We start from the raw sequence: 24,653 nt of genomic DNA, 5'->3' as shown, positions 1-24,653 counted from the left end.
TTTCTGCAACAGAAGGACCGGCGAGGCTTTCTCCCGCCGGTCCGATGCGGATTTCGTCAGGCGTTACCGGCTGCCGTAGATCGTATCGAGGACGCCGCCTTCGGCGAAGTGCTCCGTGGCGACCTGGCCCCAGCCGCCGAAGACGTCTTCGACCTTTACCAGGCGAATGTCAGGGAACTGGTCCTTGTACTCGGCGGCGACCGTCTCGTCATGGACGCGGTGGCCGAACTCGGCGGCGATCTTTTGGCCCTCCGGTGCGTAGAGGAAGTCGAGATAGCTCTTCGCCAGTTCCTGGCTGCCCTGCTTCTCGGCGACCTTGTCAACGACGGCGACCGGGAATTCCGCCAGCAGGCTGACGGAGGGCACGACCTGCTCGAACTTGTCGGTGCCGTACTGCTTGGCGATCGCCTTGGTCTCGGCCTCGAAGGTGATGATGACGTCGCCGATCTCGCGCTCGACGAAGGTGGTGGTGGCGGCGCGGCCGCCGGTGTCGAAGACCGGCACGTTGTCGAAGATCTTGGTGACGAACTCCTTCACCTTCGCCTCGTCGCCCTCGAACTTCTCCTTCGCGTAAGCCGTCGCGGCGAGATAGGTGTAGCGGGCGTTGCCGGAGGTCTTCGGGTTCGGGAAGATCACCTTGACGTCGTCACGGGCAAGGTCGTCCCAGTCCTTGACGCCCTTCGGGTTGCCGGCGCGCACCAGGAACGAGGGGAAGGAGTAGAAGGGCGAGGCGTTGTTCGCGAACTTCGTCTGCCAGTCTTCGGCAACGAAGCCGTTCTTGACGAGGAAATCGATGTCGGTCACCTGGTTGAAGGTCACCACGTCGGCTTCAAGACCCTCGACGATGGCGCGCGCCTGCTTGGAGGTGCCGCCATGCGACTGGTCGACGGTGACGCCGGGATGGGCCTTGACGAAGGCTTCGTTCTCGGCGGCGAAAAGCTCGCGGGCGACGTCATAGGACGCGTTCAGGAGTTTGTCGGCGGCGTTGGCCGAAAGGGGGGACGCCAGCGCCGCGATGGCGGCACCGATCAGAAGAAGGCGCTTCATGGTTATGTGTCTCCTGGAAGCAAGTGCGTTGTCTGCCCGGACCATAATGGCCGGCCGAGCTCAATCCGAGGCACGTCGGACCAATCCCAGACTGCTCAGGAAAAAATTAGTCCTGCTTGGCGGAGTTCTGCAGAAAATTTGTGGAAATGGTTATGCTTGGGTGCGCGATCCCGTTCGTACGGATTTCACCGCTGCGAAGGGGAATATCTTTCCATCGTGCGGCAAGCTGCTGTTCACGCATCCTTCCGCTGCTACGCAAAAAATACCAGTCGACCGCTCCAAGGATGAAACGCTTTTTCGCGTCGCGCTCCCAAAGCGGGGTGTGGTGGTCGCCGACCACCAATATGTCGGTCGGCGGCAAGTCCGGATCGGCAGCGATGGACGCCACGGACTTAAACACATCGCCCCACAGTTCGGTCAGTTCGCAAGTCGTCCGGTTGGTGATCGCCGCTTCCTCCGTGCCGCAGCGAAGTTGGCCGTTCGGCTTGGCAACGAAGGGGACGTGGGAATTCAACGTCAGCCAGTAGACAAGCTTGGGGCGCTTGTCCGATGTCAGCAGCTCGGCGCGCACGGCATTCGCCACTTCGGTGTCACAAAGACCTTCGAAGACGCTGCCGCATCGGTTTGGAACGAGCATCGGAACATCCCTGACCAGTTCGTCAGCGAAATGGAGGTCCTCGAAGCCAATCTTCGGATACCAGATGTTCCGCGCAAACATCGCCGAACTGTAGCCATGGTATGCCGAGGTCGCATATCCGTGCTCGGCCAACTGTCGCGGGAGACAATCGAATGGACCGTTTTCATGGATATAGTCGAGGTGATCGCCCCAGCGACCGCACAATTCCCGCGATTCGGCCGCCGTTGTCGACCCGGAGTAGCGCGTCGTTCCGCGGGTAAGCGTGTAGTTTCCGCTCGCAGCCGCCCGCTCAAGTTCTGCCGAGAGCAGGGCTTTGTCGTTTGCGTCTGCGATCGCGCCGAGTCCTTCGACCAATACCACGAGCAGATTGTTGCCGCGCGCTGCTACTGCGTCAGCCGTCAGTCCGTTCTGTGTCATTGCGCTGTCGAATTCGGACTCCCCCTTGGTGGCATATGGCAGATTGAAGCACAGGTCAGCGCCAACAAGGACAAAGGCGAGAAGCGCGGCGGGGACGGGCGAGGCGAGGCGGATCTCTTCACGGTGGCGATTCAAGAGCCACGCGGCCAGCAGGGGCATGGCGAAGGTGAGGGTGACGGTGGTCACATAGAAGGCCGATGCGGTGACATCGATCGTGCTCAGGAACCTGATGGAGTCCAGCGCGGTGTGGAGAGGCAGGTGGAAGGCGATGGATATGATCAGGCCGAGATCGATTGCGGCGACCAGGAGGAACAGGATGTAGGCGCAGAACGGCGGGAGAAACAATGCCGCGGCCGTCGCGAGCAGATAGAGCAGGGGTGTGATCAGCCGTTGGGCAATGAAGAACGGCATCGCGATCAGAAAGATGCCGTTCGGTACCAGTCCGGCGATCAGCATCAACCGCAAGGCCGCCCGGTCAAAAAGCCGCGATTTCAAGAAGGGTATCTTCGATTCCAGCGAAAACGCGCTCATGTGCCCGCCGTGAAATGATTCCGCGATATGTTTTGATATCGCGGAATCTTTCAGAAGAGCTTAATGCGCGCCCCGCTCGACCGTCAGCGGGTGGGAACAGGGATCTCGCCGCGGTAGTCGTAGAACCCACGGCCGGATTTGCGCCCGAGCCAGCCGGCCTCGACGTATTTGACCAGCAGCGGGCAAGGGCGATACTTCGAATCCGCCAGACCTTCATAGAGCACCTGCATGATCGACAGGCAGGTGTCGAGGCCGATAAAGTCGGCAAGCTGCAGCGGTCCCATCGGGTGGTTGGCGCCGAGCTTCATCGCCGTGTCGATCGCGTCGACCGTGCCGACACCCTCATAGAGCGTATAGATCGCCTCGTTGATCATCGGCAACAGGATGCGGTTGACGATGAAGGCCGGGAAATCCTCGGCGACCGTTACCGTCTTGTCGAGGGTGGCGCAGAACTGCTTGGCCGTGGCGAAGGTGTCTTCCTCGGTGGCGATGCCGCGCACCAGTTCCACCAGCTTCATCACTGGCACCGGATTCATGAAATGTATGCCCATGAAGCGTTCGGCGCGGTCCGTGGCCGAGGCCAGCCGTGTGATCGAAAGCGACGAGGTGTTGGTCGCCAGAATCGCGTCGGGTTTCAGCACCGGGCAGACTTGCCCATAGATCTTGCGCTTGACCGTCTCATCCTCGGTCGCTGCTTCGATCACCAGGTCAGCCTGGGACAGGTCGTTGACGTCGTTCGATCCCTTGATCCGCGCCAGCGCGTTCTTGCGCTCGTCGTCGGACATCTTGCCGGACGCGACCTGGCGCGCCAGATTGCCGTGGATCGTGGCCAGCCCGGCCTCGATCCTCTCGGCTGACAGATCGTAGATCTGGACCTTGTAGCCGGCGACGGCGCAAACATGCGCAATGCCGCAGCCCATCTGACCTGCTCCGACGATACCGACATTTCTGATCGTGCTCATTGCCTTGCCCACTGAATGGCGACACTGCGGACGCAACCGGCCGCAAGTCAAAAAAGAAACCGGGCCGGAAAATTCCAGCCCGGTGAAGTGATAATGCGGTGCGGCAATTTTTTCCAGCGATTAATCGTCGCGCCGGTGCCGCCCCAATCGCCCTCAGAGGGCCTTTTCGAGTTCCGGCAGGACGTCGAAGAGGTCGGCGACGAGGCCATAGTCGGCAACCTGGAAGATCGGCGCCTCCTCGTCCTTGTTGATGGCGACGATGACCTTGCTATCCTTCATGCCAGCGAGGTGCTGGATCGCGCCGGAGATGCCGCAGGCGATATAGAGCTGCGGGGCGACGACCTTGCCGGTCTGGCCGACCTGCCAGTCGTTCGGCGCGTAACCGGCATCGACGGCGGCACGCGATGCGCCGACGGCGGCGCCGAGCTTGTCGGCGACCGGCAGGATCACCTCCTGGAACTTCTCCGCCGAACCGAGCGCGCGGCCACCGGAGATGATGATCTTGGCCGAGGTCAGTTCGGGCCGGTCGGACGACGACAGCGCGTCGGCGACGAAGGAGGAGACGCCCGGGTTGGTGCCGGCGGAAACCGCCTCGACCGGCGCGTTGCCGCCTTCCGCCGCTGCGGCGAACGAGGCCGTGCGCACGGTGATCACCTTCTTGGCGTCGGTCGCCTGCACCGTCTGGATGGCATTGCCGGCATAGATCGGCCGCTTGAAGGTGTCGGCCGAGACGACCTCGATGATCTCCGAGACCTGGGCGACGTCGAGCAGGGCTGCGACGCGCGGCATGACGTTCTTGCCGACCGAGGTCGCCGCGGCGATGATCGTGTCGTAGTTGCCGGCGAGCGAGACGATCGTCGCCGCCAAGGGTTCGGCCAGGTTGTTGGCGAGCGCGGCGTCGTCGGCGACCAGCACCTTGGAGACGCCGGATAGCTTCGCCGCCTGCTCGGCGACGGCCTTGGCGTTCAAGCCGGCGACGAGCACGTGCACGTCGGAGCCGATCTTTTGCGCCGCCGTCAACGCCTTGGCGGTCTGGTCGGAAAGGTGGTTCTTGTCGTGGTCAGCCAGAAGAAGTATGGCCATGATGATATCTCCCTTTCCAGTTCCTTAGAGCACGCCGGCTTCGGTCTTGAGCTTTTCGACCAGTTCGGCGACCGACTTGACCTTGACGCCCGCCTTGCGGCCGGACGGTTCCTCGGTGTTCAGCACCTTCAGGCGTGCGGCGGTCGAGACGCCGAAGTCGGCCGGGCTCTTCTTGTCGAGCGGCTTCTTCTTCGCCTTCATGATGTTCGGCAGCGAGGCATAGCGCGGCTCATTGAGGCGCAGGTCGGTGGTGACCACCGCCGGCAGCTTGATCTCGATCGTCTGCAGGCCGCCGTCGACCTCGCGCGTCACCGTTGCCTTGCCGTCACCGATCTCGACCTTCGAGGCAAAGGTGCCCTGGGCCCAGCCCAACAGCGCCGACAGCATCTGGCCGGTCTGGTTGGAGTCGTCGTCGATCGCCTGCTTGCCGACGATGATCAGGCCGGGGGCCTCGGCCTCGGCCACACCCTTCAGGATCTTGGCCACGGCGAGCGGCTCGGCCGCGTCGTCGGTTTCCACCAGAATCGCCCGGTCGGCGCCCATGGCGAGTGCGGTGCGCAGCGTCTCTTCGGCCTTCGCCGGTCCGATCGACACGACCACCACTTCCTCGGCCTTGCCAGCCTCCTTCAGCCGCAACGCCTCTTCGACGGAAATCTCGTCGAACGGGTTCATCGACATCTTGACGTTCGCAAGCTCGACCCCCGTGCCGTCCGGCTTTACCCGGATCTTCACGTTGTAGTCGACGACCCGCTTGACGGGGACCAAGATCTTCATGGGTTCTCCTTCCAATGCCCGCGTGGGAAAATGCGCCATCCAAGCGCAGCCCGATTGTCGGTTGGCGACATCGATACGCGTTTTTTTTCCAATTTCAATGATCGGTCGGCCGTTGCGTGCGAAAACTATCGCCACTCAGATGACGTGAACGTCGACGTATGCCGATCCGGAGCGATTACCGCCCCCAACGGATGGGCGAAGCCGGGGGCGCTTTGGCGCTGTCAGTCTGATCGTCCGGCGTCGCTTCCTTATGTCGCACCGCCACAGGTGTCGTGATGGTGCGGTCGAACAGCGGCGCGTCGCGCCGCCGCAAGACGAGCACCAGGGCCGCCCCGGCGAGTATGCCGCCCACATGCGCGCCCCAGGAGACGCTCCCGTCGGGTTCCAAAGCCAGCATGTAAAACTGCTGGGCCACCCAGAGGACCAGCGGAACAACGGCCGGCAAGGGCAGCGGGATGCGAAAGAACACGAGTACCCATACGCGCACTTTCGGATGCAGCAGCAAATAGGCGGCAACGACGCCGGAGATTGCGCCGGATGCGCCGATCAGAGGCGCTTCCGAAGCCGGCTGAACGATACCGTGGACGAAGGCGCCTGCCGCGGCACAGGCGAGATAGAAGATGAGAAAGCGCACGTGCCCAAGCGCATCTTCCACGTTGTCACCGAACACCCAGAGGAACAGCATGTTTGTCGCAAGGTGCAGAAAGTCGGTGTGGATGAAGGCATAGGTGATGTAGGTCGCGTCCGCCGGAACGAGAACGAGGCCGGGCTCGAGTTCGGCGAAATCGAACACGACTGACGGGATATATCCGAGGCCGACCACGGTCTCGTCGGAAAAGGTCTGGCTCGCCAGCATTCCGGCTACGAGCCAGACGGCGATATTAACGACGATGATGCCGATCGTGACGTACTGGGCCTTGATATACTTCAGGGAATTCGCATCGTGCAGCGGTATGAACATGAACATTCGTTCCCCGGTTGCGGTGCGATTACCTGTTCTGCCCTGGAACCCAGAGAACGTCCAAAGCCCCCTTGTCATTCGCCCACCGGGCCGCAACGAAGAGAAAATCGGACAACCGGTTGATAAAGGCGGCCGCCTCCGTCGACACGGTTTCTCCCTCGAGCGCGGCGAGCTCGACGATGCGTCTCTCGGCCCGGCGCGCGACAGCGCGGGCGACATGGAGTGCCGCTGCCGCCGCCGTTCCGCCCGGCAGGACGAAGGATCGCAACGGGGAAAGTTCGGCATTCAGCGTGTCGATCTCCGCTTCCAGCCGCGCCACCTGTGCCTGGACGATGCGCAAGGGTTCGTATTGCGGCTTTTCGCCTGTCTCGGGTGTCGCAAGGTCGGCGCCGAGATCGAACAGGTCGTTCTGGATCCGCATCAACATCTGATCGAGGGGGGGAAGCGTCGCCGTATGCTGGCGCGCCAGTCCGACCAGGGAATTGGTCTCGTCGACATCGCCATAGGCTGCGACACGCGCATCGTGTTTCATGCGGCGCGGACCGGCGACGAGACCGGTCGTGCCGCCATCGCCGGTGCGGGTATAGATCTTGTTCAGCTTGACCATCGTTCTTTCGTTCTCATGCAGGCCGTCCGCCGCCGGCGAACCAAAGCGTCAGCATGATGAGGACAATCGCAGCCGCCTGCAAGACGATACGCATCTGCATCAACTGGTTGGACTTGTTGCCGCTGCCGCCCTTGGCCATGTTGATCAGGCCGCGGATCAATACAATTGCGACAAGACCCATGACGACGAGCGAGACGTAAGTGAGGATGGTGGACATGTTCGCAATCCGTTGTTCGGTTCGTTCCTGAGTGTATTACACTAACGCATTTGCTCGTGAAGCGGAACTCAATTCGGGGCGGATAATCCATAGTTTCAAAGTGTTAGTCGGCAAGTCTCTTGGGCGTGCCTGCAAGTGCGGCCGGGCCGGTCACCCTCAGCCCTAGGCGGCATCATCCGAAGCGGCCGATAATACGATAAAAGAGATCTGCCGGCAGAAGCTTCTTCAGAAGTGCGCCCTTTTTCGCCGGCGAGGTGACGACATAGTGCGGCCGGGGCGCGGCGGCATTCAGCGCATGCTTGAGCACATGATAGACCGCATCCGGCCCGAGCTTTCCGGGCGCGGGCCTGCTTTCGCCGCGCAGCCGTCGCATCTGCCTGCGGTATTCTTCCGCGTGCACCGAATGCTCCAGGTCGATGTGCCTTTCGAGGTGCGGGATGGCGTTGGCCATAAAACGTGACGCGATCGGCCCAGGTTCGATCAGGCTGACGTGGATGCCGGAGCCGGCAAGTTCCATGCGCAGCGTCAGAGACAGACCCTCGAGCGCAAACTTCGAAGCGTTGTAGGCCCCGCGCCAGCGATAGGGAACGATGCCGAGGATGGAGGAGCACTGCACGATCCGACCGTGGCCCTGCCGCCGCATGGCCGGGATGAGCCGGCAGGTCAGGTCGTGCCAGCCGAAAACATTGGTCTCGAACTGCTGCCGCAGCGCCTCGACGGGCAGGTCTTCGACCGCTCCTGCCTGGCCATAGGCGCCGTTGTTGAACAGCGCATCGATCCGGCCTCCGGTACGCGACAGGACGCTCTCCGCAAGGGCGGCGATCGTCTCTGGCTCCGTGTAATCCATCAACAGCGCCTCGATACCGTCCGCTTCCAGCGGGGCCATGTCGGCCTCCTTTCGGACGGTGGCAAACACGCGCCAGCCGTCCATTTTCAAGGCCCTGGCGCAATAGGCGCCGATGCCGGAGGAGCAACCGGTGACGATGATCGTTCTTCCAGGGGAAAGGGGAGCAGGCATGCGCATTTCCTGTACAAATACAGTTTGGTTTCCCATATTCACCGGGCGCTGACAATCGCGCCAGAACCAGACGCCTCGCAGACGAGGTTGCCCACGAACGGGACACGGATATGCCGACCGCTCTACGCCTCCTCTACAAGGTCGTTTACGACGCGATCTTGCACTTCACCCTGGATGACGGCTGGGCGATGGCAAGTCACGTGGCACTCTCGACCTTGCTTGCGGTCTTCCCGTTCCTCATCTTCGGTACCGCGCTTGGCTCTTTCCTCGGTGCCGACCAGTTCGCCGATACCGCCGTCCATCTGATTTTCGACACCTGGCCGGAATCCATCGCCGCGCCGATCTCGCGCGAGGTGGTGGCGGTGCTGACAATCCCGCGCGGCGGGCTTGCGACGATCTCCGTGCTCGCCGCCGCCTATTTCGCCTCCAACGGCGTCGAGGCGCTGCGGGCGTCCCTCAACCGTGCCTATCGTGTTGCCGAAACGCGCTGGTGGTATGTCACCCGGCTGACCAGCCTCGGCTTCGTCATTCTCGGCGTGGTCGCGCTTGCCGCCATCAGTATCGTGCTTGTCGCAGCTCCGCTGGCGGTGCGCGCCACCGATCAGTGGATGCCCTGGCTCGGCTATGTCTACTCACTGGTTCTTGATTGGGGCATCCTCGGCACGCTGATCGTACTGTTCCTCGGACTGCTGATCGCCCACCTTTGGCTTCCCGCCGGCCACCGGCGCATCGCCGACGTGCTGCCGGGCATCGTGCTGACGCTGGTGGCCTGGAGTGTCGGCGCCTATCTGTTTGCGTCCTACCTCGCCGCCTTCTCTACCTATGTTAAGACCTATGCCGGACTGGCCTCGATCATGATCGCGCTGGTCTTTCTCTATATCATCGGCGTGATCTTCATTCTCGGCGCGGAAATCAACGCGGCGATGATGAAGTTTCGCGTCAAGCGACTGATCCTGGAGCGTCTGCGCGGGAGCAAGCCCTTGCCGGAGGTGCCCGCCTCAATCGAGGACGAGGCCATCGCGCGCGAACAGGGCGCGGAGGTCCGCCGGGGATAGTCCTTTTTCCCGATAGGCCAAAATCCCCGTATCCTGGTTGCTCTTCGACAACTTGCGCCCGTCGGCGCTGAGCACCAGCCCGTGGTGGCGATATTGCGGTTGGGGCAAGTCCAACAAGACCTGCAGCAACCGATGAACGGAGGTGGCGTGAAACAGGTCCCTTCCGCGCACGACATGGGTCACGCCCTGCGCAGCGTCATCGAGCGTCACCGAGAGATGGTAACTCGACGGCGCGTCCGGACGTGAGAGGATGACGTCGCCCCAGTGTTCCGGCTGCGCCGACACCAGGCCCGTCTCGCCGTCCGGCCCCATACCCGTTTCGCTCCAATCGAGGCTGCGGCCGGCCAATTTCTCGTTGGCAGCTTCGAGTGCCTTATCCATGTCGAGCCGCCAGGCATGCTGGCGTCCCTCGGCAATCCAGCCGCCCGCAAGGCCGCGGTCCAGATCGCGCTCATCCGTCGGGTAGCAGGGTGCGCCATCGGGGTCACGCGACCATGTTCCGCCGGACGCCTCAAGCGTTGCCACCCGGTCGCGTACCTCTGCACGGCTGAGAAAGGCGGGGTAGGCAAGGCCGCGGGCAATCAGTTCGTCGAGCGCCCGCTGGTAGAACGGAAAATGCTCCGACTGCCGTCGCACCGGGCGTTCCCACTCGATGCCGAGCCAATGGAGGTCGCGATAGATCGCCTCTTCATACTCCGGCCGGCAACGGACCGTATCAATGTCCTCGATCCTTAGCAGGAAGCGCCCGCCCGCCGCCATGGCGAGATTGTGGTTGAGCATCGCCGAATAGGCATGTCCAAGGTGCAGGAGCCCGTTGGGGCTCGGGGCGAAGCGAAAGACGGCTGGCTTTGACAAGGGCGAATCCATCCGGTTTTCTTACACGAAACCGGCGCGGTGGCCACGGCCGCCGAAATCCCGGAAGGCCGCGCCGGGCCATGGGAACATTTATGCAATTGCACATGATCAGAACGCAGGCGGATGTCGCCGCCGGTCTAGTCGACCTGGCCCTGCTCGATGCCCGCCTCTTCGCCGTGATCGACAAGGCCGGCCCGGTGCCGCTGCGCCTTCACGATCCCGGCTACCGCGGCATGGCCGGCATTATCGTCTCGCAAATGGTGTCGCGTGCCAGCGCTGATGCCATCTGGCGGCGGCTTGAAGGGGTCGCCGGCGAAGTGACGCCGCATCACGTTCTCAACCTCACCGATGCCGACTGCCGCGCGGTCGGCCTTTCCCGTGCAAAGGCGGAAACGCTGCGTCGCGTTGCCGAGGCCGTGGATCGCGGCTCGGTCGATCTCGATGCGATCTGTCACATGGAAGCGGGTGCGGCGATCCAGGCGCTGACGGCGATCAAGGGGATCGGGCGCTGGACGGCGGAAGTCTACCTGCTCTTTTGTGCCGGACACCCCGACATCTTCCCCTCGGGGGACGTCGCCTTGCAAAATGCGGTGGCTCATGGGCTGGGGTTGTCTGTGCGGCCCTCGCAAGCGGAACTCGACGAGATCGCAGCGACCTGGTCGCCCTGGCGAGGCGTCTCTGCCCGACTGTTCTGGGCCTACTACGCCCGTGCAATGCGCCGCGAAGGTGCACCGCTTGCCTGACACTTGCGCGACGGGGTTGCAAAGCGGCGAAACCGTGCTCCGACATTTCCTTTCCGGCTTCACAATGCTGTAACAACGGTCCTAATATAGAGGGGCAGATGCCGAATCGATCAGGAGAATCACTTGACGATTTCAGTTTCACCACAGGCCCTGCCAGCGCTCGTCTTGAACGCTGACTATCGGCCGCTGAGCTACTATCCCTTGTCGCTGTGGTCCTGGCAGGACGCGATCAAGGCCGTCTTTCTTGACCGCGTGAACATCATCGCTGAATACGAGCACTCGGTTTCCTCACCGAGCTTCACCATGCGCCTGCCGAGCGTCGTCTGCCTCAAGACTTATGTCCAGCCGTCGCGCTATCCGGCCTTCACCCGCTTCAACGTCTTTCTGCGCGACAAGTTCGAATGTCAGTATTGCGGCACGTCCGACGACCTCACCTTTGATCATGTTGTCCCGCGTGCCCATGGCGGCGAGACGACCTGGTGCAACGTCGTTGCGGCTTGCTCGCCGTGCAACCTGCGGAAGGGCAGCAAGCTGCCGAAACAGGCCGGCATGTTCCCGAGCCAGAATCCCTACCAGCCGACGGTGCAGGATCTGCACAACAACGGCCGGCTCTTCCCGCCGAACTACCTGCACGAAAGCTGGATGGACTACCTTTACTGGGACGTCGAACTGCAGCCCTGACCGACGACGGACACGGTTCGCCGCTGCTGCTCCCGCGTCTCGTTTACCTCAGACCTTCCTTGCCCGCACGCCGGCAAACGCGATCGCCGCGAAGAGAAGGCTTGCAATCACGTTCCAGCCGGCAAAGGACAGCCCGAGGACGCGCAGCGAGGCTTCGGTGCAGGACGGTGGCTTCTTGGCATCGAGATCGCCCAGCAGGTCGCCGGCATTCTGGGTCACGGCCTGGGCCGAGGTCGCGCAGGTCGAAGGCCCTTCCCAGAAGCCCCACTCTGCGCCGGCGTGATAAACGCCCATCCCGGCGCCGACCAGCATCATGATGCCGACGATCAGGAGCAGTCCGCGTGTCAGCCAGGCGGGGCCGCCAAGTGCCGCCGATACGACTGCCAGGCCCGCGACCGGAATACCGTAATAATAGGGCAGCCGCTCCAGGAGGCAGAGCGCGCAAGGAATGTAGCCGCCGATGTGCTCGAAGCCGAGCGCGCTGCCGACCGTCGCGGCAAGGCCGAAGGTCAGCAGCAGAGCGTGGGGGAGGGCGGCTTTGCGGTTCTGCAGGTTGGTCGACATGGGCGCGCTTTCCCTTTCAGGCGATGTAACGATAGGCGGCATAGACGGCAATCAGCAGGGCCGCGCCAATGCCGGCAATGAGCCCCAACTTCTTCTCGATAAAGTGCCGGATCGGCTCGCCGTAGCGGCGAAGCAGCCAGGCAAGGAAGAAAAAGCGGGCGCCGCGCGCCAGGATCGCCGAGACGATGAAAAGGCCGAGATTGATGTTGGCGGCGCCGGAGAGAATGGTCACCACCTTGATCGGCGGCAGGTGCGCCAATCCGGAGGTCACCAGCAGCAGAAGGAGGGTTTCATAGCCGACCGAGGCGCGCATCTCCTCGAACACGTGAAGCTTGCCATAGAAAGCAAGGACCGGCTTGGCGATCGCCTCGAAGGCATAATGGCCGAGATACCAGCCGGCGATTCCCCCCAGCACCGATGCCACGGTCGCCACGAATGCGTAGCGCCATAGCCGCTCCGGGCGGGCAAGGCCCATCGGCAGGAACAGCACGTCGGCGGGGATGAGAAAGACCGAGCTCTCGACGAAGGCGATGATGGCGAGCCAGGTCTCCGCCGACTTGCGCGCCGCAAGCGACATGGTCCAGTCATAGAGGCGTCGAAGCATGGATGCGTCCCGATTGAAAGATCAGCCGCTTTTTACCAGCCCCCTTGTCTTTGTAAATCGCTGCACGGATTCGTGATTGCATCGAGGCAACAGTATTTGCCGGTTGACCCACCCAAAATCATTCGTGTAAACGGCGATGACTGTTGTCGCAGGTCCCGTGCCCCATTGGCGGAACTGGTAGACGCGCTCGACTCAAAATCGAGTTCCGAAAGGAGTGCTGGTTCGATTCCGGCATGGGGCACCATTTATCCTTAAATTACAAAATAAAATCAACGAGTTGGTGCCGGATCCGACCGTTCGATCCCCTTTTTAATCCACCTTCAGCCTCGTCGTTGCGTGACGTTTAAAATGCGGGTTTACTCCGTGAAACATTTCGGATGCGTATTGTAGATTAACAGGATCGTTCGCCGTGCTGACTGGGAAAAAAAGCAAAACTGAAATTAGGGCGGAGAGAATAAAGCAGTGGGAAGCCAAAAGCGGACGGGATCTATACAAAATACAGCGGACAATGCTTGCGCGATTTATCGTCTTCATAAGAAAAAACAAAAGGTATTATCCTCGAGAAATTGAAAAGCTCTCAAGAGACAGGAGCGAATTCATTAGAAGAATGCGCGGGGCCATCTCCATGAGTCTCACCTCGTATATTGAATATGAAATCGGGCACACCAGAAAAATAGACAAAGAATCAAATTCAAAATGGGGAGAAACCATAAAATTACTCCGATCGGCTGAAAAAATAATCCTAAAAGCTCCAAGATCGAGCATCATCAGCGTCAAAACAGAAGCTGGGGAAATCGCGTGGCGGCACGTCACGTGGCAGGTTCAAGAATCACTAGCACACGCTATCGCGGTCTCTCGTGAAGAGAGAAAATTTTGGGAACTACGCGGCGTCAAGCCCAGCGGAGCCTCTTTGCTCGCTCTCGAGCTTTTTGAATCCCTTGAATGGTGCTTTAAACGAGAGATTGCCCGCAATTTCGATATTTCTCCGACGATGAGAGGGTATCAAAAGAATCCACATGGCAGTGCGCCTGAGTTCGTGAATCCCGACGCTAAACTGATTCACCTACTTGTAACTACCGTTGAGACGGACGTTACCGTCGGACACATCAAGCAAGCTTTGGGCCGGGTGCCAACAAAATGTTAGTGAAAAAACCCCTCTGCCGCGGCGTTTTTTTCCGGATTCAGATGCTGTGGCGGCAGCCCAGTTTTTGCTGTCAATAGGACGTCCCAATAGTGGTAACCAAGGGACCAGACTATGACGCTTGAAATTAACGAAACTCTCCGTCTCCTGCGAATGCGACAAATCGTCAAACCGGACGGCGTCCTTCCGATCTGTCGTTCTTCATTTTATAACCTCATCCGCAGAGGGATCGTATCGCCCGGCATCCGCCTTGGCGCACGCACCCGTGTCTGGAAATCGTCGGAAATCGTGAACCTGATCAACAGCCTTGAAGGCAAGGCAGGTGGCGATGTTTAGGCTGAACTCGAATCTCCACAGAGAGCGTACATCCCCCCATTTCGCAGGAACTGTCGGACTTGTCCGCTTTGGGGGGCAAAACGATGGCTAAGAAATCGGATAATCCGAAATCCGACCATGGCGAACTGTCTGTTGTGGAAGCCATGATACAACTTCGGGACGCCTACACGACGGAGGAGAAGGCTCACCGGAAACGGGTCCGCGCACGCATCTGCGAAGCCTATGAACTGGGCTTGCGCCTAAAAGTGGTCAAGCCGCAGTGGTTCTTGTTTTGTCAGAACAAGAATTGGACGGGAATTAGTGGTGGACCACCGAAGGCGGAGCAGCGTGACGACGCCGTCCGGTTCGCCCTCAAGTTCATGGTCGGTGCAGGCGAGGCTGCCCAAAAGGACGCCAGCTTCTACTATCGCGCCATCAGGAAGTTCGCCGAAGAGGACGTACAGCCAGATGAGCTCAAGCGCCTTCTGAAGGTAAAGTCATTGAAAACTCTGGCTGACGAGCACGCTGAGACCAAAAAGATAGCGGCTTCAAAACCTGAGCGTGAACATGAGATGAAGGCACGCAGGCCCACACTTGGAATGCCCAAGAAGACAGTAGTTGACGCGGTGAGCGAACTTCCGCGGTCTTCCGGGAAGGAAATGCGCACGCAAGCCGATTGCACACTTGTTCTGGGCGCAAAAGAGCAGAAGATGCTCTTAGGCATGCCGGTGGGACTGCCGATCACGATCAAAGGGCAAATTACAGAGCTAGGCCCTAGGATGATATTGTCTGTGACTGATGTTAAGCGGCGCAAGGAGGCGGCTTCCGAGTAGCAAGCCGCGGCCGACGGACAAAAAATGGGGCGAGGCTTTATAGCCTTGCCCCATTTTCATTTCTTCACGTTCGACCCACCTAGCCCCCTTCGCTCCATGCTTTGACGCGAGCGAGGAACTCGGCCTCAGTGCGCAAGGGTCGCGCTATTGGGGGTGTCGTGCGCCCCATCTCGGTGTGACTCTTGGGAAGCACCAACACGTCTCCCCAACCAACCCGCCCTCTCTCAACAGACTTTAGGGCGTATCCGGTCGCTTTCGCTACGGTCCTCTCGACTGGCATCACATGCAGCCCGGTCAGATATTGTCCCACTAGGAACTGCGTCGGGTTCTTCTCGACAATCTCGTTAAGGCGAACACCCGTTCTTACCACTGGCGGCACGAACATCATGGCATGCAGATGGCGACCACCGTTCGTCAAAATGTCCGGTGAGGTCATTCCATCGACTTTCTGGACTGGCCAGTCGTGACAGCTCAGCCAGAGGGGCATCTGCAGGATAGGAGTGTTTTTCGGGTTCTTGATCAAGCGTGTGAGCAGCCGGGCGTAGAGGTTCTCGGCAACCCGATCCATCTGACGTGCTATCGACCTCTCACTGCCCTTAAGGGTCTTGAACATCAAAGTTAGCATGTAGGGTTCATCGCCTCTGAGTAGGCGCGGCTCGATGAATTCGTTGACTGCATCCAGCAATAGCCTTGATCGCATTGCTCTTAACCTCATGAGTGTTGTTGTGTGACTGGGGTGTTGCAGGCATTTGGGCTCCTATAGGCGTGCAGGGCCATATGCCTGCATGGTTCGCATAGTGCGTTTCACGCAGGACATTACTCTCCCGAAGGATCGGCAACGTGGGCGGGGCAATTCCCCGATCACGGCATTCGCTGATGTGAATTGGCGTTTGCGTAGGTTGTTTACCGACGCCTTGCAGTGCTGATCAGAAGCGGGGAACGCTCTGTAGATAGCGAAGCGAGGGTGACCTATCGGGGTTCCGGCTAAGCTCCGCCGTCAGTTGCCGAGCAGGCCGGCACGTTCTGAAATCACGATCACGGTTACTCTTCCAACCGCGTTTTAGCCTTCCAGGGTATTCATTCTCTGGCCGTAGTCAATCAGGCAAAATAGCTATCATATTGATTTTTATTCTTTATTTTGATAAGCTAAAGGTGTTCGATGATGGCAAAGGGGTGTCATGCAACTGATTGTTCGGCGATTGTCGCCCCCCGATTTCATCAATGCCCTGTCCCCTTGAGCGCCATTTCGGCGCTCTTTTCATTTGAGGAGAAGCATATGCCTAGCCTGCCGTTTGAACCCGCTACCCCTGCCATTAGGAAGGTGTCGCTGCCCCATGTTTCGATCCTGAACGGGCCGCGCCCGGTGGCGGCTGCCAAGAAGGCCGACAAGGTCAAGCCGCAGCTCGATGCCGCCACCATTGCCAAACTCATTCTTGTTGGCCTTGACGATCAGGGGAAGCCCCATGCCGCGTGGTTCCCCGAAGAACAGGTCGATGCTGCCACCCTTGCCGCCGACATGATGGACATGGCGTCCATCGCCGTCGATGGCGCTGAGCTGATTGCCCTCGCCGGCCTGCTGCCGAAGGGCAAGCTTTTCGAGAGTGGCAAAGCGTTCGTGCCGTTCACCAAGCGCGAGACCTACGACCGGCTGGCCGCCTATCTCGACGAGGAGTACATCGCCTCGGCTGCCGTTCGCATCGAAGCCGCGAAAGCCGCCGCTGCCGAAAGCTATGCCAAGGCAAGCAAGGGCGAGGTGCCGCTACACCTGCCAGAAGACTGGTCGACGCTTGCGGTCGGCGATTTGGTGCTCGCGACGGAAGATCCCCTTGATGGTTGGTGGGCCTGTGAGATCCTTGGAGTGCTCGACGGCGATCGGTTTCGCCTGCGCTGGCGCGACTTCCCCGATGAGTTGCCAACCTCCAAGCACTTGAGCGAACTCGCGCTCGTTCACCCTCAGTGCAAGACCTACTGAGGCAGGGGGCGTCATGGCCTTTGCGGATATCATCACCCTTGCGCTGGAGACTGGCCGCGACGGGCTCAACCGGGCTGACCGGTTGCGCCATCTCAACGATGCGTTCCGCCGCAGCTTCGTGAGCGGCCATGTTGTCGCCACGCGCGGCGTCATGGCTCTCGCACCCGACGACCTATGTGGCTTGTTTAAGGCAGTGCGGGCGTACGACAGTTTCACCCCCGAGAACGACTCATATGGCGAGCACGACTTCGGCGCGCTTGCTTTCAAGGACGTGCGGTACTTCTGGAAGATAGACTACTACGACCTCGATCTTCGCTATGCCTCACCCGATCCGACCGACCCGGCGTTCACCGTTCGTGTCATGACGATCATGCGGGGGGACGAGTACTGATGACGATCTTCCCGACATTCGCCCTACGAAGAGAGCCCGCCCCGCCGCGGGCTTCTTCAATTTTGGGCCTTGGGTTTCCGACCTGCCTTGAGCGGCATTGGTTCTGGCTCATTCGGTTCGACATCCCGAAACAGGGCGGAGACCCGGACACCCAGTACATTTGCAAAGGCTTCAAGGGTGGAGACCGTCACGTTTTCCGAGCCGCGCTCGACCCGACCAAGATAGGCGCGGTCAATGCCGGACTCCAGCGCCAGCCTTTCCTGCGAAAGGCCCTTGGCGACCCGAAGGCGACGAAGGTTCCAGCCGATGGTGCTGCGCGTGTCCATGACTGGCACATGAGCCACATCGGATGCTTGACAATCGACGGACTGTCAGTCCCATATTGCAACTATGACACGAACAGAAAGCAAATCAGAATGAACGCCTACATTGGCGCCATGTGCCGCTATTTCGAATTCAAGGGACGGGCCAGCCGATCCGAGTTCTGGTATTTCATGCTGGTCGCCTTTGGCGGCAGCGTCATCGCCATGGCGATCGATCTCGCGCTCGGCAATGACGAGAAGGGGGTGATGCTCTTCACCGCCCTTTGGGTGATCCCCCACTACATTCCCTCTTTAGCGGTCAGCGTGCGCCGCCTGCACGATATCGACAGGAGCGGCTGGTGGGTGCTGATCGGCGTGATCCCCTTGGGAGCGATCGTCCTGCTGGTGTTTCACTGCCAGCCCTCGACACCCGGCGCGAACCGCTTTGGCTCGGGGCCTGTCGGCAAGGGCGCGCAAGCGCCGGTACCGGCGCACCAGCAGACGAACACGGGGGCGGGCACCCCGAGCCTCGATCAGATTGAACGGCTCGCCGCTCTGCGTGCCTCAGGGGCGATCAGCGAGACCGAGTTTCGGCAGATGAAGGCTGAAGCTATGGCTGGCGGTCGCGCATAGTCACTTCTCACAATCCCTCAATTTCCCTTTGCGGTTCGGCCGCAGTCGGCCCAGTGCGCATGTCGTCACCAACACATCATAGGAAGAAGAACATGAAGATCGCCCTCGGCATCATTGCCATCATGCTCGGAATACTCGTCTTGCTGCAGTCCTGTACGGTTGGCACCGCCTCTCATCTTACCGGTGATGCAGCGACCACAGACGCTGGCATGCTCGGCATTCTCGCGGGCCTGTTGCTGTTCGTCGGCGGAGCATTCGCCTTCGGCCTACCGATCGTCTCCACTGTCATCTTTGTTCTTGCCGGACTGATCGCCTTGGCCGGATCGACCGAATTCCCCGACCTGAAGATTTGGGGCTTCGTATCGCTCGGCATGGCCGTCATGGCCTTCTTCGCTTGGCGCTCGGGAAAGAAGAAGGTGGTGGCACAATGAAACCCTCTACTTGGACGCTCCTCGCCGTAGCGCTTTCCAATCTGGCCCCTATTGAAAGCTATGCCGACGAAAGAAGCCTATTCGTTCGAGGCGATTGGAACTTCGAATACGTTGAGGGTGCGGAAAACGACGCTGCCATCTGCGCGCTGTCGGTATCAGCTCGCCCGAACCCGAGTTCTGAGGTGTTGCACATACAGGCAAGCCCCGGAACGCCGATTGTCGCGTTCACACGCGGCGGCTTGTCAAAGGGGTATACCGTGTCGTGGGAAGTGGATGGCATGCAGGCTGCCCACTTCGAGATCGGTGAAGAACAAGCGATGACGCCCATCGGTCTCCGCACCTTGTCGGCTCTCTCGGCTGGTAAGAGGCTGTTGTATTATGTCAACGATGAATACGCCGATGCGTTCCCATTGAATGGATCAAGCGCAGCTATCGACAAATTCATGGAGTGCTGGACGGGGTCTACCAACCCTACAAAAGCCAATCGTGTCGTCGGTTTCTCTTTCCTCTCCGGCACGTATAATGATCTGGCGATTTTGGGCAACAAGCAGACGAGCGTGGCCTCAGCCGTTCGCAGGGACGTTTACGAGAAAGGTCTCAGTGCCTATTTCGTGGGGGTTGCCGACGATGGTGAGGTCGTCACGAAAGGCTACAAGTTCTTTTTCTTGGACACAGAAAAGGTCGGCCGTCTCGTTGCCGTGGCGACCCTGACCAGCAATACGGCGGGAGAGGTGGAGACGGAGGTCGATGAAGAACTCGCAGGATCTTGTGTAGAGAGGGAGAGCAGCATTCTGTGCTACGGTATTGGGTATGGGCAGCGGGAGGAGTACCGGCTCGATTTTGACAAGGCGAGTCAGCCGTACATCGGTGAAGACGCCAAGCAAGAGGTTACCGCAGCACTGACGAAAGATGAAAATGATCCATCCCAGAAGAGCGCCGCTGAACCCGTTGACGAGAAAAATGTCGGAGAAATGAGCGAACTCGAAAGCAGATCTGAAAAATACGATCAGTATATGGATGAAAGCAACGGATCGATTCCTGAGAGAAATGATAAATATAGGGGCAGTGACGAAAATATAGATGTTGAATCTTTCGGGGTATTCAAGAATATTAAGCTGAAAGATGTTGATTTTACAGATGTTGGAGGGAAAAAGATAAGGAGGGCATTTAACAATTTTGTTCGTCCCGCCCGCCGCGAATTTTTGTATGAATTCGGCATTAAGGATCGTTTTAGGCCCTTGTCGAGCGCTTCGCATTCCGTGGTTAAGTTCTCTCTAGACAATATTCGTGAGGAAGACGGTTCCGTGCGGAGCACGATCGTGGACATTCATATCACTCGTGGTGTTCCTGGGCGACCGAACTATTCGCACAACTATTTCAAAGTAGAGCAGGGCGATTGCGTGGAGAACGCTCCACTCGATGCTGAAACGCGAGAGGTCAAGACGGTACATTGCAAGGGCATTTCGACCGATGGTGAACGCTTTGAATTCCTCTTCGAAGTGGACATGGAATTCCCCCCGAAGATTACCAAAAGTAGCGCCGGAGAGGAAATGCGACTCGCCGATGAAGAGGAAGAGCGCAGTCGTCGGGAGACGGAATATTTGAGGTGCTTGGTGGCAAAAGGGAACCTTGAAAGTTGCGAGCACTTAAAAAACTAAAGCGGGTGACAAATTTGCACATCAATTTTCAAATTGGCAAACGCCTGCGCGCGATATGGGGCTATACGCTTCGGGTAGCAATTGAGCGTGACACACTCTACCTTCGCAAAATACCAGTACCTATGGAAGGTGCTGCATGCTGAACGGTGAGTGCTCGCGAAATGTTCTTTGGGGTCAAATGGCCGTTCATTGTCGCCGGAATGTTGGGGTTTGCTGGTATTCTTCTGGGGCGGATCGGCGGGCACTCCCCAACATATGAACCGAGCAATCAAGGCGCCATTGCTCAAACCTCAAACGAGATGAAAAGTATTGCTGAATGCGCTGGCCTAGCGTTCGACAGCAAACTCGTTTCTGCCCATATCCAAAATGCCGGCTCCGAAACGCATCTGCGGTTCCCGTATCGATATCTCGTGCCTCTTGGGTTTACGGATGGAGGCGTACGCGAGGGTATTGTGTTTCAGGTTCGCGGAGACACTTTCCAGCCGTTCACGCGAACAGATGAAAACACGCCCGAGCAGAAGAAGCGGTTCAAGGAGGGCTTGCGGGACGGCTCAACGGTTCTCGTTAACATAGTAGGGCCAGACAAGGTCGACACCGCACTTGGCAACATCGCCCTTTCATATCTGCGGTTTCACCACAGCTCAGGCACCAGCCTCAACGGCCCGATCCTGCCAAACGGTCTTGTCAGCCAAACCAGCAAGCCGGCGATGGGTCGCGAAGTCTTTATCGGAAAGGCCGATGGCAAAGTCACTGACGTCATTTCCTGCAGCCTTGTAGGGAGAGTACCAGCTCCAGGCTGCAGCCATTTATTCAGTTTTGAAAATATGAGTATTAGCGTGAGCTATCCCCGCTACAAGCTTGATCAGTGGCGATCCTTCAGGGATCGAAGCATTAAGATGTTGAGTTGTTTTCGCCAACTAACCTAGCAGGGAGGCGATCATGAAAACTAACTGAAGTTATTAGATTTCATGCAAGAAATATTGTCATATCTTCTCACTTTACAGATTTCCCGACATTGATGTCTAATGTTGTGCGGCCGTCGCGGGATATGCCGAGGGAGAATCTGTAGACTTCGAACGGAATCGACCAGAAGTTTGCCAAGGCATAGCCACACGGCCTGTCGGCTTTGCCACAACTCCCGAGGACATTGGTCTTAGCACTGTTGAAACGACCGATTGCCGGCATGACTTGGGCGCCAAAAAAGCCGTTAGCGTTCAAGATCGCCACGATTTCTTCGTCCGACGCCACGTTGGCGAACACCCTGCTCAAGCAGACCTCTATCTCCGTTGTGCTGCTGATCTCCTCCCAGCGAAAAATGTTCCCATTGACGTCAGATAAGCAGTCGGCGCGATTCGGCCATTTCTCCAGTGCAAGGATAAGAGGAAGAGGCAGCATTCCGATATGCCGGAAGCTCGTATAGTCGCCGACTCTCGTTCGGATGCCGCGGGAGCGATCCTTATCCGAAGCCTCGTCGTAAGAGCGCAGAAACGCATCCAAAGCTCCAACCGCCAAGACGACGCTGGCCAGAAAAGCTAGAGATACGCATAGGAGACGGTTCTTGAACATCGATCTCACGTTCCCACACGCACTGCGGATTCCGAGCCGCATATTGATCAATCTCGCCTCAATGTACCTTGAACCTGTACTCTAGGTTGTCAATTGAGGTATCCAGCGCAATCTTAACATTTCGAAAAATACCGACTGACGACAACGTAGAACTGACAGCTAGCGGTGTCCGGCGCGCTCTTCTGCATTCCTGCAAGGAAATGCACGTATGCGTGGCGATCTCGGCAGGAGGCGGATGCCGTTGAAAAAAGCAGACTGTAGAGTGCGAGGACTACTCATCATGGCTGCAATGGTGCGGAAGCAATCATATGCCGCGGCGAAAAGGCGAAGCGTTCGGGTCGTGCTCTATCAGCGGCGGCTTGTTCAAAGGTAGTGCGTCTATCGATTGCTCTGCGCTCACCGTTGATGACACCGGAACCAACGATGAATGAATCGCGTGCGCTTTGTACAGGGAGAGGCATTTCGCAAGAGAACGCCGTGCGGGGCGACGGGCAGCACAGAGCTACCAGAAGCGGACATCTTATTGATCTGCGAAGTTGTAAGTCGTCAAGAGGGTGCCAGCAATAACCCAAGCTCTGTTGCTTTCCGGCGAAAATCCTAGACCTACGGGACCAGCATGGCGCAGTGTCCCTACCTGCTGAACGATCTTGCCCGTCCCCATCTCGATAAGCGCAATAGTTGATTTAAGCCCGGGCATCGAAATCAGCGCATAGCGACCGTCGGGGCTCACCGCTGGCAAAGCACTATCATGAAACTCGTGCGCCGTTCCGATAATCTGCCAAATCAGTCGACCGGTTGAGATCTCGCGCAGCTCAGCGACCATACCAGTTACCGGTGTTGGATCCGGGCACGGGTTGCCAAACTCGCATATCAGTCCGGTGGCGCTCAGGTTTCCCATCAAAAGCACATTGAGCCCGTCAGGCGAGAGCGCGAACGGTGTGCGGAGGGTTCTTAAGGTGATCGGAACAATCCGTGGCATCTCTCCCTGAACCCAGTACATCCACTTGTCATGTGACAATGACACGAGGACGCGGACACGCCCGTCTTTAGCTACGCGTGAGGCGACTGCCTGAGTCGGTTCATTCCCTGATAGTCCGGGCACTCTCGCGAGCTCATCAGATTGCAGGATTTTACCGGCGCGAGCGTCCACAAGCGCTACCGTCGGCCGATTATCTCTATGTTCCGGCAGTGAGTCGGCACCCCCGGTCCCAAACGCGGCCAAGCCCAGACCGGCCGTTCCAATCCAGTAGATTTCATCAAGTGAACCGTTCGGATGAGAGAGAGGCGGCAGTTGCTTTTCAGTGCCGTCAGCCCGGAAAAGGAACGGACTGAGCGTACCGCTAACGCGTCCGCGCGGCGCAGTCTCTTCCTTCACGCCAAGGACGGCCGACGCATCATCCAGCCATACAAACGGTATACCTGACATCCACAGAAGTGAGGACACATTGGTTGCGAACCTGTAGGAAGGTGTACTTTTGTCCACCCTTCCCACCCACAAGCCTTCGTTTAAGTCCAATGCGAAGACCTTGCTTCCGTCGCCGGAAAGGCCCGGAGGCTTTATCCTGTCATAGCTCTGAGGAATCGGTAGGCAGCGGAGCATTGACAATGACAGTGGGCCTGCCTGCAGGGGTTCCAAGGAACTAAGAAGGTCACCCCAATTGTTGCCGATGCATCCCACCAACTCTGCAGACGCGCAGGACGTCGCAGGCGTCACGGCCAATGCGAGCGCACAGGTAGCGAAATGAAGCAAACGGCGCATCATACAATCTGAGATTTTTTAGTGACACATGCTCAGCGAACAATAGTTGCGTCTACCTCGAAAGTGCAACTGCAAATCACGTCGTCATCGGGCGCAGTCAATTACTGAGTCCGCTTCGCGCCCAGAAGCGGTCGGGGCGCAGAAGTCCGTACCCTGTGACGTTGAACGATTGCATCGCTACGCGGCCGATCTCAAAACGCGATAGACCTGCATTCGAGAGCAGCAGGCCGCTTTGGCGATTTCAGACGGGCCGACGCCCTCGGAGTGAAGTCGCCGGATAAGCTTATGGTCGAGCCGAGCCTTTGCACCCTTGTAAACGCCCGCAGCCTTCGCCTTCTCGATACCTTCACGCTGGCGCTCCTTAATGAAGCGTCGCTCCATCTGGGCGACCATCCCAAGCACTGTCAAAACAATATGACCCATCTCCCCCCGCGTCGAAACATGCGGGTCAAGGACGGTTACGAATGCGCCGCGCTGCTGGCATTCATGCACGATATTGAGTACGTCGCGCGTGTCGCGCCCCAGCCGGTCCAGCCTCGTCACCAAGAGCTCGTCGCCTGCGCGCAGGAACTCGATCACCGTGGCAAGTTCGACGCGTCCCTCACGGCTGCCGCCCGATATCTTTTCGGATCGAATGATGTCGCATTTCTCTGCGCCAAGGCGATCAAGCTGTATCTGCAAATCCTGTTCAGCCGTGCTGACGCGTGCATAACCAATGCGAGCCATATGTGTAACCTCAAGCTTTAGGCCCGAGGCTACCCTGTCACAAATAGCCACTGTCAACCCAGATGTTACATGGCGGCGGTAACCCAACGTCGTGTCACTGCAGGGTATACCCTGCAGTGACCATCAATAGAAATTGCGGTCAGGGATAGCCCAAGTTGGCCGAGCCCAAA

Annotated in this window: 29 protein-coding genes and 1 tRNA gene; 13 read left to right on the top strand and 17 right to left on the bottom strand. The window is 58.9% G+C overall.

Going from position 1 to position 24,653, the window contains the following annotated elements; genetic code table 11:
* Window positions 1-63 precede the first annotated feature (63 nt).
* The 9 genes from cysP to AC1DDS_RS04455 all read right to left on the bottom strand — a co-directional run bounded on the left by cysP (window position 64) and on the right by AC1DDS_RS04455 (window position 8,254).
* Window positions 64-1,047, bottom strand: coding sequence for a thiosulfate ABC transporter substrate-binding protein CysP (gene cysP / locus AC1DDS_RS04495; RefSeq protein ID WP_477477800.1), 984 nt, complete (start codon window positions 1,045-1,047; stop codon window positions 64-66).
* 106 nt (window positions 1,048-1,153) lie between these two features.
* Window positions 1,154-2,632 carry a sulfatase-like hydrolase/transferase gene (locus tag AC1DDS_RS04490; RefSeq protein WP_477477799.1) on the bottom strand — a complete coding sequence of 493 codons (1,479 nt, stop codon included), beginning with the start codon at window positions 2,630-2,632 and terminating at the stop codon, window positions 1,154-1,156.
* Window positions 2,633-2,715: 83 nt separating this feature from the next.
* Entirely contained in the window at window positions 2,716-3,594 is an 879-nt protein-coding gene (locus AC1DDS_RS04485; protein WP_477477798.1) for a 3-hydroxybutyryl-CoA dehydrogenase, read from the bottom strand.
* A gap of 153 nt (window positions 3,595-3,747) precedes the next feature.
* Window positions 3,748-4,677 carry an electron transfer flavoprotein subunit alpha/FixB family protein gene (locus AC1DDS_RS04480; protein WP_477477797.1) on the bottom strand — a complete coding sequence of 310 codons (930 nt, stop codon included), beginning with the start codon at window positions 4,675-4,677 and terminating at the stop codon, window positions 3,748-3,750.
* Between the two features lie 24 nt (window positions 4,678-4,701).
* On the bottom strand, window positions 4,702-5,451 hold the full coding sequence (locus tag AC1DDS_RS04475) for an electron transfer flavoprotein subunit beta/FixA family protein (RefSeq protein WP_477477796.1): 750 nt from the start codon (window positions 5,449-5,451) through the stop codon (window positions 4,702-4,704).
* A 175-nt stretch (window positions 5,452-5,626) separates the two neighbouring features.
* Complete coding sequence (locus tag AC1DDS_RS04470) at window positions 5,627-6,412, bottom strand: rhomboid family intramembrane serine protease (protein WP_477478240.1); 786 nt, start codon at window positions 6,410-6,412, stop codon at window positions 5,627-5,629.
* 28 nt (window positions 6,413-6,440) lie between these two features.
* Window positions 6,441-7,019 carry a cob(I)yrinic acid a,c-diamide adenosyltransferase gene (locus AC1DDS_RS04465; RefSeq protein ID WP_477477795.1) on the bottom strand — a complete coding sequence of 193 codons (579 nt, stop codon included), beginning with the start codon at window positions 7,017-7,019 and terminating at the stop codon, window positions 6,441-6,443.
* Between the two features lie 13 nt (window positions 7,020-7,032).
* Complete coding sequence (locus tag AC1DDS_RS04460; RefSeq protein ID WP_310412792.1) at window positions 7,033-7,236, bottom strand: twin transmembrane helix small protein; 204 nt, start codon at window positions 7,234-7,236, stop codon at window positions 7,033-7,035.
* Window positions 7,237-7,408: 172 nt separating this feature from the next.
* The gene (locus tag AC1DDS_RS04455; protein WP_477477794.1) at window positions 7,409-8,254 is read right to left on the bottom strand and encodes an SDR family oxidoreductase; all 846 of its coding nucleotides are present in this window, start codon (window positions 8,252-8,254) and stop codon (window positions 7,409-7,411) included.
* Window positions 8,255-8,364: 110 nt separating this feature from the next.
* Between AC1DDS_RS04455 and AC1DDS_RS04450 the strand changes: the two genes are divergently transcribed.
* The gene (locus tag AC1DDS_RS04450) at window positions 8,365-9,309 is read left to right on the top strand and encodes a YihY/virulence factor BrkB family protein (RefSeq protein WP_477477793.1); all 945 of its coding nucleotides are present in this window, start codon (window positions 8,365-8,367) and stop codon (window positions 9,307-9,309) included.
* Here the strand turns inward: AC1DDS_RS04450 and gluQRS are convergent.
* Entirely contained in the window at window positions 9,253-10,176 is a 924-nt protein-coding gene (gene gluQRS, locus AC1DDS_RS04445; RefSeq protein ID WP_477477792.1) for a tRNA glutamyl-Q(34) synthetase GluQRS, read from the bottom strand. The genes AC1DDS_RS04450 and gluQRS overlap by 57 nt on opposite strands.
* 86 nt (window positions 10,177-10,262) lie before the next feature.
* On the opposite strand from gluQRS, the gene AC1DDS_RS04440 reads away from it, so the two are divergent.
* Window positions 10,263-10,907: a DNA-3-methyladenine glycosylase family protein gene (locus AC1DDS_RS04440; protein ID WP_477478239.1), complete on the top strand. Its 645-nt coding sequence runs from the start codon at window positions 10,263-10,265 to the stop codon at window positions 10,905-10,907.
* Between the two features lie 123 nt (window positions 10,908-11,030).
* On the top strand, window positions 11,031-11,588 hold the full coding sequence (locus tag AC1DDS_RS04435) for an HNH endonuclease (RefSeq protein WP_192251134.1): 558 nt from the start codon (window positions 11,031-11,033) through the stop codon (window positions 11,586-11,588).
* Between the two features lie 48 nt (window positions 11,589-11,636).
* Here the strand turns inward: AC1DDS_RS04435 and AC1DDS_RS04430 are convergent, their stop codons facing one another.
* Together AC1DDS_RS04430 and AC1DDS_RS04425 are read right to left on the bottom strand one after the other, a co-directional pair.
* Entirely contained in the window at window positions 11,637-12,152 is a 516-nt protein-coding gene (locus tag AC1DDS_RS04430) for a disulfide bond formation protein B (protein WP_477477791.1), read from the bottom strand.
* Between the two features lie 16 nt (window positions 12,153-12,168).
* Window positions 12,169-12,756, bottom strand: coding sequence for a YqaA family protein (locus tag AC1DDS_RS04425; protein WP_477477790.1), 588 nt, complete (start codon window positions 12,754-12,756; stop codon window positions 12,169-12,171).
* Between the two features lie 159 nt (window positions 12,757-12,915).
* Between AC1DDS_RS04425 and AC1DDS_RS04420 the strand changes: the two genes are divergently transcribed.
* The 4 genes from AC1DDS_RS04420 to AC1DDS_RS04405 all read left to right on the top strand — a co-directional run bounded on the left by AC1DDS_RS04420 (window position 12,916) and on the right by AC1DDS_RS04405 (window position 15,045).
* A tRNA-Leu gene (locus AC1DDS_RS04420) sits at window positions 12,916-13,000 on the top strand.
* 165 nt (window positions 13,001-13,165) lie between these two features.
* Window positions 13,166-13,900 (top strand): hypothetical protein, encoded by a 735-nt coding sequence (locus AC1DDS_RS04415; protein ID WP_477477789.1) that lies wholly within the window; start codon window positions 13,166-13,168, stop codon window positions 13,898-13,900.
* Between the two features lie 111 nt (window positions 13,901-14,011).
* Window positions 14,012-14,233: a helix-turn-helix transcriptional regulator gene (locus tag AC1DDS_RS04410; RefSeq protein ID WP_477477788.1), complete on the top strand. Its 222-nt coding sequence runs from the start codon at window positions 14,012-14,014 to the stop codon at window positions 14,231-14,233.
* 83 nt (window positions 14,234-14,316) lie between these two features.
* A complete protein-coding gene (locus AC1DDS_RS04405; protein ID WP_477477787.1) occupies window positions 14,317-15,045 on the top strand; it encodes a hypothetical protein in 729 nt (242 codons plus the stop codon).
* A gap of 79 nt (window positions 15,046-15,124) precedes the next feature.
* Here the strand turns inward: AC1DDS_RS04405 and AC1DDS_RS04400 are convergent, their stop codons facing one another.
* Entirely contained in the window at window positions 15,125-15,658 is a 534-nt protein-coding gene (locus AC1DDS_RS04400; protein WP_477477786.1) for a hypothetical protein, read from the bottom strand.
* 621 nt (window positions 15,659-16,279) lie between these two features.
* On the opposite strand from AC1DDS_RS04400, the gene AC1DDS_RS04395 reads away from it, so the two are divergent.
* Both AC1DDS_RS04395 and AC1DDS_RS04390 read left to right on the top strand, forming a co-directional pair.
* A complete protein-coding gene (locus AC1DDS_RS04395; protein ID WP_477477785.1) occupies window positions 16,280-17,017 on the top strand; it encodes a hypothetical protein in 738 nt (245 codons plus the stop codon).
* 13 nt (window positions 17,018-17,030) lie between these two features.
* Entirely contained in the window at window positions 17,031-17,408 is a 378-nt protein-coding gene (locus tag AC1DDS_RS04390) for a DUF3768 domain-containing protein (RefSeq protein ID WP_477477784.1), read from the top strand.
* A gap of 56 nt (window positions 17,409-17,464) precedes the next feature.
* Here the strand turns inward: AC1DDS_RS04390 and AC1DDS_RS04385 are convergent, their stop codons facing one another.
* Complete coding sequence (locus tag AC1DDS_RS04385; RefSeq protein WP_477477783.1) at window positions 17,465-17,734, bottom strand: helix-turn-helix domain-containing protein; 270 nt, start codon at window positions 17,732-17,734, stop codon at window positions 17,465-17,467.
* 90 nt (window positions 17,735-17,824) lie between these two features.
* Here AC1DDS_RS04385 and AC1DDS_RS04380 point away from each other — a divergent pair, with 90 nt between their 5' ends.
* The 4 genes from AC1DDS_RS04380 to AC1DDS_RS04365 all read left to right on the top strand — a co-directional run bounded on the left by AC1DDS_RS04380 (window position 17,825) and on the right by AC1DDS_RS04365 (window position 21,358).
* Complete coding sequence (locus tag AC1DDS_RS04380) at window positions 17,825-18,343, top strand: DUF805 domain-containing protein (RefSeq protein WP_477477782.1); 519 nt, start codon at window positions 17,825-17,827, stop codon at window positions 18,341-18,343.
* 92 nt (window positions 18,344-18,435) lie between these two features.
* Window positions 18,436-18,774: a hypothetical protein gene (locus tag AC1DDS_RS04375; protein WP_477477781.1), complete on the top strand. Its 339-nt coding sequence runs from the start codon at window positions 18,436-18,438 to the stop codon at window positions 18,772-18,774.
* Window positions 18,771-20,432 carry a hypothetical protein gene (locus tag AC1DDS_RS04370; RefSeq protein ID WP_477477780.1) on the top strand — a complete coding sequence of 554 codons (1,662 nt, stop codon included), beginning with the start codon at window positions 18,771-18,773 and terminating at the stop codon, window positions 20,430-20,432. The genes AC1DDS_RS04375 and AC1DDS_RS04370 overlap by 4 nt, the downstream gene beginning before the upstream one ends.
* Window positions 20,433-20,593: 161 nt before the next feature.
* The gene (locus AC1DDS_RS04365; protein ID WP_477477779.1) at window positions 20,594-21,358 is read left to right on the top strand and encodes a hypothetical protein; all 765 of its coding nucleotides are present in this window, start codon (window positions 20,594-20,596) and stop codon (window positions 21,356-21,358) included.
* 67 nt (window positions 21,359-21,425) lie between these two features.
* Here the strand turns inward: AC1DDS_RS04365 and AC1DDS_RS04360 are convergent, their stop codons facing one another.
* The 3 genes from AC1DDS_RS04360 to AC1DDS_RS04350 form a co-directional block, all read right to left on the bottom strand.
* Entirely contained in the window at window positions 21,426-21,998 is a 573-nt protein-coding gene (locus AC1DDS_RS04360) for a hypothetical protein (RefSeq protein ID WP_477477778.1), read from the bottom strand.
* Window positions 21,999-22,518: 520 nt separating this feature from the next.
* Window positions 22,519-23,481: a hypothetical protein gene (locus tag AC1DDS_RS04355; protein ID WP_477477777.1), complete on the bottom strand. Its 963-nt coding sequence runs from the start codon at window positions 23,479-23,481 to the stop codon at window positions 22,519-22,521.
* 453 nt (window positions 23,482-23,934) lie between these two features.
* Window positions 23,935-24,483: a recombinase family protein gene (locus AC1DDS_RS04350; protein ID WP_477477776.1), complete on the bottom strand. Its 549-nt coding sequence runs from the start codon at window positions 24,481-24,483 to the stop codon at window positions 23,935-23,937.
* Window positions 24,484-24,653: the final 170 nt, after the last annotated feature.

This window comes from Mycoplana sp. 10N416 (assembly GCF_056394765.1).
Note: the sequence above shows the minus strand (reverse complement) of the source record. Positions and strands in the feature narration are given on the sequence as shown.